We start from the raw sequence: 12,811 nt of genomic DNA on the forward strand, positions 1-12,811 counted from the left end.
CCCATTACCGTACGCAGTAACGAGAGTCTGGGCCGGGCCATCGCCTTGCTCGATCGTCATCGCATTCATCAACTGCCCGTCCTGGACGAGAGCGGTCGGCTGGTGGGCATGCTCGAGGAGCATCGTGTGCGCGGCGCGCACCGATACGACCTAGGCGACGGCGAGTCTCTTCAGGTCACGGAGGTCATGACCTTCGATCCCGATTGGGTCGCCTCCAGCGCCACGGTGGATGAGGCGGTGCATTGCCTCTGGTCGAAGCGCTTGAACGCGCTCCCCGTTCTCCAGGCGGGCAAGCTCGTGGGGATCTTCACCCGCTACGACGTCGTCGGCGCGTTTCACCAGTTGACCGGCCTGGGCGTCGAAGGCGAGCGCATCGAGGTCGCCCTGCCGTCCCTCGGCGAGGACCTCGCATACGCCTTTCAGGCGTTGCGCTCATTCGACAATGATATTGTCAGCGCCATCGTCGCGCCGATGCGGCGGGACGGCGCCGAGCCGACCCTCTACCTGCGACTTCGGGGAAACAAGGCGAGTCAGGCGGAGGCTCGTCTGCGCGATGCGGGCCTCGTTGTTCTGGTTCCCGAACACCCCTGATGTCCATTCCCACCGACGCCGTTCTAACGCTCCCCGTTCCAGATCGTGGACGCCCTCCCGTTCTTGCATTGGGCGCCGATCTGAAGAACACGATCTGCCTTCTGCGAGATGGGCAGGCCCACGTAAGCCGCGACTACGGAGATCTCTCTAACGCCGCCAACTTCCGGAGTTTCCGCACCCAGACGGAGGCCTGGAAAGAACTCGGCACCGATGCCGAATTGGTCCTCGCTCATGACATGCACCCGGCTTTTGCCTCCACGGCATGGGCTGCGGCGCAAACCTTCCCTCGAATCGGCGTCCAGCATCATCACGCCCACATGGTGGCCGTCATGGCTGAACACGATGTCAGGACGCCGGTCGTGGGCATCATCTGCGACGGCACGGGCTGGGGGACCGATGGTGCCGTCTGGGGCGGCGAGGTGCTGTGTGGAGACGAATGCGCCTTCGATCGTTGCAGTCACATCGAGTACTTCCCGCTGCCCGGCGGCGACGCGGCCGCGCGGCAAACGTGGCGCCCGGCGCTGAGCCTGGTCGACCAGGCCTACGAGCACGAGATCGACCCGAAGGTCGCCGCGCTCTTTGATCGCGTCGAGCCCGAGTCGTTACGCGTGGTCGGCGACATGCTCCGGCGTGGTTTCAACTGTCCACCCACTTCGAGCCTCGGGAGGCTTTTCGACGCAGTCGCTTTTCTGGTCGGCTGTTGCGATGCCAACGACGTCGAAGGCCTGGCGCCGATGCGCCTTGAATCGATCGGACTGGGCGAGCAAGGAGACCCCTACCCGTTTGCCACGATCGTGAACGGTTCGGGGCCGCACATATCGATCCGGCCGATGATTCGGGCGATCTGCGACGACGTTATTTCCGGCACGGCCCCCGCCGGCATCTCCGGGCGATTTCATTCCACCGTCGCAAGTATGTTTGCAGCCGTCGCGATCCAGAGCGCCGCGAGCCGGGGTCTAGACACGGCCGTCTTGAGCGGCGGGTGCATGCTGAACCGCACCCTTGTTACTCAGCTTCAGTCCAGGCTCCTCGGAGGCGGCTTCCGGCGAGTCTTGATCCATGAGCGTCTCTCGCCGGGGGACGCGGGTTTGTCCGTCGGCCAGGCCGTAGCCGCGGCCGGCTGCGGCGTCCGATAATGCAATAACTAACGCCGACGAAGATTCAGTGTGGCTTTTTCTGGATCGGCTTCGATCAAACTTCGGATCCCAACTAAAGTCCCTACGGGATTTCGCTCGACTGCATGATGTGGAGTGGTATCTTGTTTCCTGCGCTTCGCGTCAGGGGCCCGATAACGAAGTCTACCGCCACGATGTCCCGACGAACCGGGTTCAACCGGGCGGCCAATGAGGAGTCTTGTCATGCGTTCATCGCATCGCGCTGTGTCGTTGGTTGTTCTTGCCGGATTCTGCACGTTGGCCGCAACGGCGCTCGCCGAGCCGATCAAGCCCATGGTCGACAAGCCTGCTGTTCTGACTTTCAAGACCTCGACGACAACGTTAACCCCCGGCGGCGAATTCAAGATCGATGTGTTTGTGGCCAACGCCGCGGACGTTTCCGGCTACCAGCTGAAGCTCAACGTCAAGGGCGGCGATGCCGGAAACCTGATTCTCAAGGGCATCGTGGTCGACCAGAATCGCTCCGACTTCCTGTTCCGAGGGAGTCGGGTCATCAACACGACCGCCCCCGCAACAGGCGAAGTCGTCGCGATCCGTTATGAAGGGACCTCGAGCATTCCGGCGAGCAAGACGGCCTACCTGGCCACGTTCACCCTCGCGGCATCGCCGGACGCCAAGGGCAAGTTCAAGATCACCGTCGACACGACGGAAGAAGCCACGTTGATCACGGGTCCGGGGTCGCCGGGCAAGGTCGTAAACGGCCCGGCCGCGGAGATCAACATCGCCGGACAGCCCAATGCCCCGGTTCGGGATAGCCGCGGCAAGACGGAGCGATCGTAAGCCATCGGGATTTCCCGGGTCCGCGGCGCCGGCGAGGCAGGAGCGTCATGCTCATCCGGCCGGCGCCGCGTTGACCCGACAGTTGTCGCTTTTTATAGTTGCGCGGTTGCTGATTCGAGGAGGTCAGGCGATCTGATTATCGCGCGGCTCGATTGACTCCGCGCACCCGTTGGAATCGAAATCATCCATAAAGTCGCCTTTCATTGCCTCGCCTGCCCATCTTGAACCAGCACATTCGCATCGGGACACGTTTGCGGTCCGTAGGAATAGCCGGAGTTGATACTCCGGTCGGGACCGCGGCAAGTGCGTATCGTCATTCGAGGTAAGACCTGCACCTGTTGTTCGCAACAGGCGGCAACTTTCGGCATTGCGTTCGTTTCGCCTGGCGGCGGTTCGGCGCGCGCGGGTCTGTTCGTGCCCATTCGCGGGTCAGTCGACACGACTCCGTGGCCGGGGACGTCAGCGGGGGTGGAGCTCCATGAGCTTCGATATTCCCAATTATCGCGTACTGGGAAAGCTGGGGGAAGGCGCCCAGAGTCGCATCTACCTCGCCCGTTGCATGAGGACAGGTAAGGACTATGCCGTCAAGATCGTCAAGATTGTCCGCCCCGAGGACAACAGTTTTGTTGACCTGCTCCGGGCCGAGCACCTGATCGGCTCCTCGATTGATCACCCCGTCATTCGAAAAATCTACGAACTGCGCATCATGCGGCAGCGTCTCCGCGTCCGCGGGGCGATCCTCTTCATGGAATATGTCAACGGCATGTCGATGTCGGACCACGCATTCCGGCGTCCGCTCTTGAAACTTCTTGCCCTTTTCCGGCAAGTGGCGGAGGGGCTCTACGCCATGCACCGGGCCGGTTGGGTCCACGCGGACCTCAAGCCCGAGAATATCCTGATCACACCCGATGAGAGCGTGAAGTTGATCGATCTGGGTCAGAGCTCTCGACTGGGCGAAGCCAAGTCGAAGATCCAGGGCACGATCCACTACATGGCTCCGGAGCAGGCGCAGCGCGGCACGCTGGATGAGCGAACGGACGTGTTCGGTCTGGGCGCCGCGCTGCATCGCGTGCTCACCGGAAAACCGGTTCCCACGGAAATGAACCAGACGGTGTTCCTGCACTCGCAGAGCCTGGCCGGCGTTCGGCTGGAGCAGGTGCGGACGCCCGCGATGGACGGCCTGCCTCGCCCGGTCGTCCGATTCATCGAAGATTGCTGCCACACCGATCCCGCCAAGCGCATTCCCAACATGACCAAGGTGCTGGAGCGCATCGGGCTGATCCAGGCCATCATCGAGCGTCAGCCGGCGACGGCCGATGCCGCAAGCATCGAAGAACTCGCCGAGAAGAAATCGACGGAGCACGCGGACGACACGCTCTACGATACGATCGTCGACGACATCGGCGTCGCCTCCGAGAACGGAATTGATGTCGGCGAAATTGACGAATGGCTGGAAGGCGAGGAGCGGGAGTAACACCCCTGCCATCGATCAGGTCCGCCGGGTCCATTCCTCGCCGGCATACTTTCCGAAGAGACTTTCCGCCGCCGGTAACTCCTCCGGCGTCCAATCCCCGTTGATGATGATCGCTTGGGTTTGCACGGCGAAGTGATGCGCGAAATCCCGCCGAAGCTCGGCAACGGCTGCTTCGAACGGTAACCCGACCCGCGCGGTCGGCTGCTGGCCGAAACGGTTGTCGAGAACGATCGAGCCGTGCTGGAGAACAGCCGTTCGCGTGCGGCGTTGGGCGCTGCCGGCCAGTTTCTCCCCGGCAAGCAGCACGTCGAAGCAATGACGGCGGGCGAAGCAGAAGAACGGCCCGCGCCCGGCGGTCGAATCGTCGGTCGTGCCACATCGCGCCGGAGCCGTCTCGGCATGGCCGAGTGACGCGATGACGGCATCGTGGGCGAGTTCGTAGAGTCGGTTCGGCCCCCCTGCCAGCAGCGGATGCGACAACGGCAACGCGATGGAATACGTCAGCTCCAGATCATGGAGGATCGCGCCCCCACCGGTGAGCCTGCGTACCACCGGTAACGAGCCGGCGGGCGGAGGCAGGGCCTCGTACTCCGCAAAGCGCTGAAAATACCCCAGTGAGATGGTCGGTTCACACCACTGGTACAGCCGCAGCGTGGGCGGCGATTCTCCGGCCCCGACACGCAGCATCAGGGCTTCATCGCGGGCCATGTTCGCAGGACCGGACAGCGCGGGATCGTCCACCAGACGCAGTTCATTTCGTGGCAAAGCTTCTATCATTCCGCGGGATTGTAGCGAGGTGCGTCGGTTCCCGCCCGCGAGGGCTGCCGGCATGCCGCAAGTCAGGTAGTGGGTGCTCCCGGGCCCAGGGGCCAGCCGAGGAATAGCCACAGCACGAGCAGAATGCTCCAGAAAATCAGGAACACCACGGAATACGGCAGCATGGTCGCCACCAGCGTTCCGATGCCGGCGTCCTTCTGATAACGCTGGAAAAAGGTGATGATCAGGGCGAAGTAGGACATACTCGGCGAGATGATGTTCGAAACGCTGTCGCCGACGCGGTAAGCGCATTGGGTCATTTCCGCCGGATAGCCCAGCAGCATGAACATGGGCACGAAGACCGGAGCCATGATCGCCCATTTGGCCGAGGCGCTGCCCATGAAGAGATTCAGGCCTGCGGCAAGAACGACAAAGCAGCCCATCAGCGCCGGACCGCCGAGACCCGATGCCCTCAGCGCCTCGGCTCCTTCCACGGCAACAATGATCCCGAGGTTGGTCCAGTTGAAAAACGCCACGAACTGCGCCGCGAAGAAGACGAGGACGAGGTATCCGCCGAGCGTGGCCATGGACTTGCCCATGCCGTCCATCACCTGCGCATCATTGCGGATGGTGCGGGCGCCGATGCCGTAGGCCAGCCCGCACACGGCCCCGCCGAAGAAAATGAAGGCGACGATGCCGGACATGAAGGGCGAATGCAGCAGGCTGAAGTCCTCCGGGTCGCGAAGGAAGCCCCGGGCAGGAATCGTCCCCCAGAGCAACACCGCGGCAAACAACGCGGCCGCGAACGTCGCGAACCACATCCCACGACGTTCATCCCGGGTGAGGCGCCTCGACGCCTGCGAGGTCTCCGCCGACGGTTCGGCATGTCCCACCGTGGTGCCCGACAATCGTCGATCGACGATTCGATCGGTTACCCACCATCCCACCAGTGTCAGGAAGAACGTGGAAACGAACATGAAATAGTAGTTGCAGGCGGGACTGACCTCGCGCGCCGGCTCGAGAATCCGCGCGGCCTCCTGGGTCAGACCGGCCAGCAACGGGTCGATCGTGCCGAGCAGAAGGTTGGCGCTGTACCCGGCGGAGACGCCGGCGAATGCGGCGGCCATCCCCGTGAGCGGATTGCGCCCGGCGGATTGGTAAATGGTCGCAGCCAGAGGGACAAGAAGCACGTACCCGATCTCGCTGGCCATGTTGGAGAGAATGCCGGCAAAAACCATCACCGGAGTGAGAAGTCCCTTGGGCGCGGAGAGTACGACCAGTCGCATCATCGTGGCGATCAGCCCACTGGACTCGGCCACGCCGATCCCGAGGAGCGCGACGAGCACGGTTCCCAGCGGTGCGAATCCGGTGAAGTTGGTCACCAGATTCGTGAGAATGCGGTGCAGTCCCGCGACGTTGAGGAGGCTGACGGGGCGAACAAGTTCTCCGGTTCCGGGATGGGTGACTTCCAGCCCGAAGCGGGAAACGACTTCAGACATCAGCACCACGACCAGCGCGAAGATCAGAAAAAGTGTGGCTGGATGCGGCAGGGCATTCCCACCGCGCTCAATAACGCGGAGAAACGTATCCATCAGGCCGCCTCTTCGGATTACGGTAGCGTCAGCCATGCTTGCCTCGCCTTTTTAGGTGCGAAAACCCGGAAGTCATTTCGCGAGTTCGATAACGTTCCCCGGCTCCTGGGAGCGGAAGAAATGTAGTGCAAACGCGGAAAGGGTTGCAACCCCCGTCAAAGTGGCGGTACAAAACGTGCATCGGGCCAGTTCACCGCAGTTCATCCTGCATCTCGCAAGGAGTTCTTGCCATGCGCGCTTCGAATGCAATCGCCGCTGCCTTTGGTGTCTTTCTTTTCCAGACAATCCCAGCCCAAGCGGCGCCGCCCTTCTCCAACGGGGATTTCGAGAGCGGCACATCGCCGTGGAAATCTCAGCCGGCGCCGTCCGCCGGGTGCGAGACGGCGGCGAGAATCAACTGCCCGCCGGACCAGGCGGCGACCTGCGGAGAGAAGGCCGCTCATCTCGGCACGAGGAACGGCCCGTTCGCATGCGAATTCAGCGCGATCTACCAGACATTCAATTGCTCCGCCGGTGGAACCCACTGCACGATTCAGTTCCAGGCGTACTATCCTGCCGAAGATTCGATCGACCAGGCAACCGTTCAGCTCGGCGGCGTCACGCGGCGAATCCCGGTCGCGGCGGGCTGGCAGACGTACAAGCTCTCCGCGGCGGGCTGCGCCGACAACGTCACCGTGGCCTTCACGCTGCAAGGTGGGCTGGGTTTCCCCCAGGAGCCGATTCTCATCGACAATGTGACGGCCGGTTGCTCGGCGATGGATGAAACGAGCCCAACGCTGATTGCGGGCGGCACTCCGGTTACGCCCGGGGCCAGCGATCCGCCACTGAGCGATCTGCATGACGTTCCCTTGATCACACAACTGGGGACCGACGAATGCGGTCCGACGGCCGCAGCATCATGCCTGCAATTCTGGCGGAACAACGGATTCCCCAACCTCAAGACGCGCGACGAGAAGAACTCGGACGAGGAGTTCATCAAGCAGCTTCGCAAGGATGCCATGACGAACATGGGTGGGGTGGGAACGGATCTGGCCAAGCTCACGGAAGCCATGAACAAGCTGGTCAACGAAGGCAAGAAAAAGGGCAAGACGAATGAACCGGGGGCCCACAAGGGCCAACTCGTGGCCAAAGGGACTTTGTCCGGCAATGACATCCGCGCATTCGATTACGTCGATGGGGAATTTGAAAAAGGCGAGGACATTCTCATTCTCGTCTGCTGGCGTGAGGGCGGGAAAAAAAAGTGCCATTTCGTCACCGTGCGGCGGATCACGGGAACCGGAGCCACAAGAACCGTGCAGTTTATGGACCCGCAAACGGGAATGGTGGATGAGATGACGCTCACCGACCCGGCCGGAAACGGCAAGCTCGAACACAACTATGATGGCACCTCCGGCACGGTCGAGGGTTTCATCTCCATGAGTCCGGACGCCTCCGCAACTTCGAGCCTGGACGATCTGGGCCAGAACGGCAAGAAGATCACCTACAATGTCTACTTCCCGCCGGTCTCACGATATCCCGAAAAGCAGCCCAAGGACATGCACATCCGTGTGGATGACTGCGATCCGACGAAATACCAGGTCACGGGGCTGCCGGCCGGATGGATGACTTCCGTCGCCGTGGCCGGGGATGGCAAGTGTTACCTGTCCGTCTGGAAAGGCACATCGACGAATGACCTGACCAACGGGCAGAGCATCGTCGTAACGTATACGGGATCGGATAAGGTCGCGGAGCGGGAACGAGTCATCACACTCACGACCGACGGCAACAACGATATTACCAACGGGGCCCTGCCGCCCGTCGACGGGTACACGGTAGTCAGCCTTACGAACGAGTCCCCCCTGCCGCCTTCGCGTGTTCACGCGTCCGTTGCGAATCTCGCGCCGGGAACAATGGATGTGATACTTGCCTTCGAGCCCCCGGAGGATCCGTCCGTCATTGGCTTTGAAGTGTACAACAACTACACCCGAGAGGTGGTGGCCTCGTCGCCGTTGCCGGTGATTTCGATACCGGGCTTGTCCACCGATACGCCGTACAGTTTTTCGGTGGCGTCGGTCAGTTTCGACGACTATCGCAGCGACCGAACACGCTCAGTGTTCATCCACGTCGACGAGGTCAACGATCTGCCCATTCTGCCGGGCGGACCGCAAATCCTGGATTTCGCCCCGACGCAGCGATCCTGGCATGCAGATCGATCATTCCAACTCAATATTCCCAATGCGTTCACCAGCGGCCAGTTGATCGTCAGCCGCATCGATGCCTTCCCCGATCCGCCGCACCCCGAGGAAGTGCGCATGCACCGTCCGTACTGGAACCTGCATGCCACGGCCGTGCTCGGGACCAATCCGCTCGACCTCGCCGTACCCTACCTGCCCAACCAGGTGTACGGGAATGAAGAGGACATCCGCATGTTCTTCTTCAACGGAAGCAACTGGATCGATGTCACGGCGGGCGTCGACCCGGCCCAGGGCGTCGTGTTCGGGCAGATTCCCCAGCCGGGATCCGTGGTCCTGATCAACGGGGTCGACCCGCCTCCTTTGCCGCTGGACGAGTATCCGGACGGCGCCGTGAAGAACCGGTACATCAGCTTCCAGCCCAACCCGATTCTGGCGGGCGTGCAGCACGGGTATGAAGTCACGCACGTGGGCAGTGGAGAGACCTGGGGGATCAGCACACCGCGGGTTTCCCCGGCACAGATCGAAGGCCAGGGACTGACGTTCCTTGTGTCCGACCCTTTCCCGCCGCTATACGACTACGCTTCGATCCCGCAGGTGCACGTCGGCGGGTGCATGATCGCCCCCGGACAGAGCTACGAGGTCCGCACCACACTTGACGGCGTGAGTTTCTCGCCGCCGCTGGTCGTCTCGACCGCGCCGATGCCGACCAATGGGCGCTGGTGGGCGGATATCGTGGGGCAGTTCAGTGCGGCCGGCAATGCGGGGACGACGCCGGTCACGCCGGCCAATTCCTGGACGCCGCCCGATGGAAGCGTGAGCGGGTTCGACATCAGCGCCGCGCTCCAGGCGGCTTCGTCGGTTCCGACCGCGCCGAGCTTCACGTGGACGGATATCAACCCCGAGGAAACGGACCGGGTCACGAACGGACCGGACGTGCTTCGGGCGGTCAATGCGTTCAGCGTGGGGTCGGGCAAGGAGTTTTACCCGTATACGGTGCCTGGGGCGCCGGGGCCTCAGGGGCAGGGCCCATGTCCCGTGCCTCCCCAGGAGTCCGATTTGGCGCCATGATGGAAAGTTCGGGGCAGCCAAATGGCGATAATGACTGGGGGCTCCCGGCGGCGAGGACGACCGGCCGCCAACTGGACAAAAGTCCGGTTCTGCGTTAGAGTTCCCCCGCGAATAGTGGGGTTGCCGCGCGCCGGCATCCCGCGTTGTGATCGGCAGGCCACTTCTGGGTTTGTAGCTGAAGAGGACTGACCGTCGTTGCTGATGCCTTTTTTTTGGATTTTGGAGAGAGCGAAGTGGCCAAGAATATCTATGTTGGGAATTTGAGCTACGGCGTGACCGACGAGGAGCTGCGCCAGATGTTCACGGAATTCGGCGAAGTCAGCTCCGCGAACGTGGTCATGGACCGGGAGACCGGTCGCAGCCGGGGTTTCGGTTTTGTGGAAATGCCGGATGACGGCGCGGCGCAGGAGGCGATCAATGCGTTGAACGGCCAGGAGCAAGGCGGCCGGACGCTCACGGTCAACGAGGCACGTCCTCGCCAGAGTGCGGGTCGTGGGGGTGGTTACGGTGGTGGCGGCGGCGGCCGGGGTGGTTACGGCGGCGGCCGGGGCGGTCGCGGCGATCGCGATCGGTACTAGGCGCATTTTCAGGAGAGCATGTGAGTCGATGATGCCAACGAGCGGTTTCGGGAGGTAGGCGCGCTGCTTCCGAAGAAACGAACTCGGGCGACATAAGAACTCAAAAATAATCCGCCGGATGAGAAGCTCCACAACGCCTCTCATCCGGCGGTACTTTTTTGCAGACAGAGCGCTTCGCTCAATCGCGCTCCTGCTCGGCTGTCCCCACCGGAAGACCAGCCTCCTGTCTTGCAACGCCGCCACGAGCGGAGTCGGACTCTTTCAGGAACGGTTGCGCCGCACGATGCCGCGGTGGGTGGCGACGCTGCGGATCGCCGCCGGTGAAGAAGAAGATCACCAGCAGCGTGATCGAGCAGATGACCAGGCCGGACACCATCGCCACGCAGCCCTCCTGACCGACTTCCGCGCATCCCCAGTAACGGCTGATGCCGGTGATCAGCCCGCCGATGACGAACGCCAGCACGGTCAGGATCGCGGGACGAATTGTCTCTCGCCAGAAACCGGGCCGGTGTACCGGCGTCGTCTTGCGCAGGGCGAACAACATCACCAGGCCGGAGCCGATGATGCCCAGGATCATCGCTGTCTCTTCATCCTTGTGAAGCCCCCCGATCATGCCCAGAGAGATGGACAATACGATGACCAGGCTCATGGCTGCGAATGCGACAAGGCCCCAGAACCCACGGGTGATGCCCCAGCGGTATCGGCCCTCATACGGATCGGGTGCAGGTTCGATCTCACTTCCCTGCCGGCGCGTGTCGATGGGCGAAGATGAATTGCCCGCTTGGGCAACGCTGCCGGACGGATCAACCGCGGGGATGGCCGAGCGATTCAGACCTACCGTATCCATTTCCGCCCGGACCGGCGAATGCAAATGTCCCCGCTCGGACTCGAATGGTGGTCCCTCCGGGGCGCCGGGGAACGCGCTCCACCGGCGACGGCGCTGGGCCTGTCCCCCCATCCACCAGGCGTTGATGTGTACAATGATCGATGTGGCCGCCGCGATCCCGCCCGCGCCAAACATGGCCACCTCCGTCTGAGCGACGTTCATCATGCCGCCGATCATCGCCCCGAGGATCATGGTCATCAGACCCGCCCAGAATACTGAGCCGATGTTCAAGTCGCTCTCGCTCGGACGGCGAAGCGGCGCACTCCAATCACCAAAACCGGCGGCGACCGTCAGGGCCAGGAACATCGCCAGGCCTTCGTCATCGTATTTGCCTGCCAGCGCGGGCAGCATTCCGATCAACAAGGGCAAGGCGCAGGAACCGGCGTTGATGAAGCGCCGGGTCCACGTAGGACCTTCATCGGCTCCGAACCAGCGAACACCCACGGCGGCCAGGAATACCCCGCCGGACATGGCGAGGGTCATCATGGAAACGGCCAGGCCGAACTCGATATGACTCGTATTCGAACCGGCGACAATGCCGACGGCCGCGGCGATTCCTGCGGTAATCAGCAACGAAAGCAGCATGCGCTTGCGCTGCTCGTGCGTGGACAGGGCAATGGGAGTCGGGCCCGGCGAAGCACCATTTCTCCCTGCCGCCCAGTCGGGGACCGGCGGCGGTGCGTCCTTGGCGCTGCCTCCGTCACGCTGCCCGCCGAGCTTGGCCATTTTCTTATCGATGCGCCGGGCAACACGCTCCATACGCTTGGACACGCGGTCGGGAAGAGCGACGGGCACCGAACCGGCATCCCCTCTCCCGTAGAACCCGCGCGGAGCGGGATTCGGCGAGGGCATCGGCGACGGACTTCGATCCGGCGATCCGCGCAACACCGCGTCATCCAGACTCTGCAGACTGAATCCCGCGAGGCTCTCGCGGACCTGCTCGACGGCGAGCAGATCGTCGGTCATCTCGTTGACCGTCTGGTAGCGATCGCGCGGGTCTTTCTCCAGTGCCTTACGAATCACGTGGGCGAATGGATCGGGCAGCGTATCCAGTTCCGGGCGGCTGGTGAGGTGTTTCATCAGCACCTCGGCCATCGTCGATCCGTCGAAAGGAACTTTGCCCAGGAGCATCTCGTAGAGCATCACACCCAGGGCGTAGATGTCCACGCCGCGGGAGTAGTTGCCGCTGCCGATCTCCGGCGCCATGTAGTGAACCGTACCGATGCTCGCCGTCTGGGCGCTGTGCCGCGAGACGCTGATGAACTTGCTCAGGCCGTAGTCGCCGATCTTCACGTAGCCGTCGTCGTAGAAGATGTTGCCGGGCTTGAGATCGCGGTGAACGATGCCGCGATCGTGAAGATAGCTCAGCCCCTTGGCGATCTCGCGGCAGAAAAACGCCGCCTTCTGCGGACCGAATCCCGTGGGCTCGGCGATGAGCAGATCGCGCAGCGAAGGGCCGGAGCAATACTCCATGACGATGAAGTACTCGCCGTGGGCATTCTTCTTCACGTCGAAAATGCTCACCAGGTGCGGGCTCTTCAGGTTGATGCAGTTGGTGACGCCGCGTAGCTCGATCTCCGGGTTGGCCTTGAGATACTTCAGGGCCACTTCCCGCCCGCCGTCGCTCAGGGCGTAGTACACTTCGCCGAATCCGCCGGTCCCGACGGCACGCTGGATGGTGAAATCATCGAGCGGGCGATCACCGTGTTTGAAGGTATAGGGCATCGCAGGCCGTCG

9 protein-coding genes are annotated in these 12,811 nt (G+C 62.6%); 6 read left to right on the top strand and 3 right to left on the bottom strand.

The window, feature by feature from the left end:
- The 4 genes from J5J06_14350 to J5J06_14365 all read left to right on the top strand — a co-directional run.
- A partial coding sequence (locus tag J5J06_14350; GenBank protein MCO6438272.1) for a CBS domain-containing protein occupies positions 1-591 on the top strand: 591 nt, incomplete at its 5' end.
- Positions 591-1,727, top strand: a complete 1,137-nt coding sequence (locus J5J06_14355) for a carbamoyltransferase HypF (protein ID MCO6438273.1) — start codon at positions 591-593, stop codon at positions 1,725-1,727. The genes J5J06_14350 and J5J06_14355, both read left to right, overlap by 1 nt.
- Before the next feature lie 222 nt (positions 1,728-1,949).
- Entirely contained in the window at positions 1,950-2,546 is a 597-nt protein-coding gene (locus J5J06_14360) for a hypothetical protein (protein ID MCO6438274.1), read from the top strand.
- Between the two features lie 478 nt (positions 2,547-3,024).
- Positions 3,025-4,020, top strand: a complete 996-nt coding sequence (locus tag J5J06_14365) for a serine/threonine protein kinase (protein ID MCO6438275.1) — start codon at positions 3,025-3,027, stop codon at positions 4,018-4,020.
- A 15-nt stretch (positions 4,021-4,035) separates the two neighbouring features.
- Here J5J06_14365 and J5J06_14370 read toward each other — a convergent pair whose 3' ends face one another.
- Both J5J06_14370 and J5J06_14375 read right to left on the bottom strand, forming a co-directional pair.
- Positions 4,036-4,785, bottom strand: a complete 750-nt coding sequence (locus tag J5J06_14370) for a hypothetical protein (GenBank protein MCO6438276.1) — start codon at positions 4,783-4,785, stop codon at positions 4,036-4,038.
- Positions 4,786-4,859: 74 nt separating this feature from the next.
- Complete coding sequence (locus tag J5J06_14375) at positions 4,860-6,404, bottom strand: AbgT family transporter (protein ID MCO6438277.1); 1,545 nt, start codon at positions 6,402-6,404, stop codon at positions 4,860-4,862.
- A gap of 194 nt (positions 6,405-6,598) precedes the next feature.
- On the opposite strand from J5J06_14375, the gene J5J06_14380 reads away from it, so the two are divergent.
- Together J5J06_14380 and J5J06_14385 are read left to right on the top strand one after the other, a co-directional pair.
- Positions 6,599-9,610 (top strand): hypothetical protein, encoded by a 3,012-nt coding sequence (locus J5J06_14380; protein MCO6438278.1) that lies wholly within the window; start codon positions 6,599-6,601, stop codon positions 9,608-9,610.
- A 233-nt stretch (positions 9,611-9,843) separates the two neighbouring features.
- Complete coding sequence (locus tag J5J06_14385) at positions 9,844-10,188, top strand: RNA-binding protein (protein ID MCO6438279.1); 345 nt, start codon at positions 9,844-9,846, stop codon at positions 10,186-10,188.
- 178 nt (positions 10,189-10,366) lie between these two features.
- On the opposite strand, the gene J5J06_14390 is transcribed toward J5J06_14385, so the two are convergent.
- Complete coding sequence (locus J5J06_14390) at positions 10,367-12,799, bottom strand: serine/threonine protein kinase (GenBank protein ID MCO6438280.1); 2,433 nt, start codon at positions 12,797-12,799, stop codon at positions 10,367-10,369.
- Between the last annotated feature and the right edge of the window lie 12 nt (positions 12,800-12,811).

It is taken from the genome of Phycisphaerae bacterium, assembly GCA_024102815.1.
Classification (GTDB): Bacteria; Planctomycetota; Phycisphaerae; order UBA1845; family UBA1845; genus JAGFJJ01.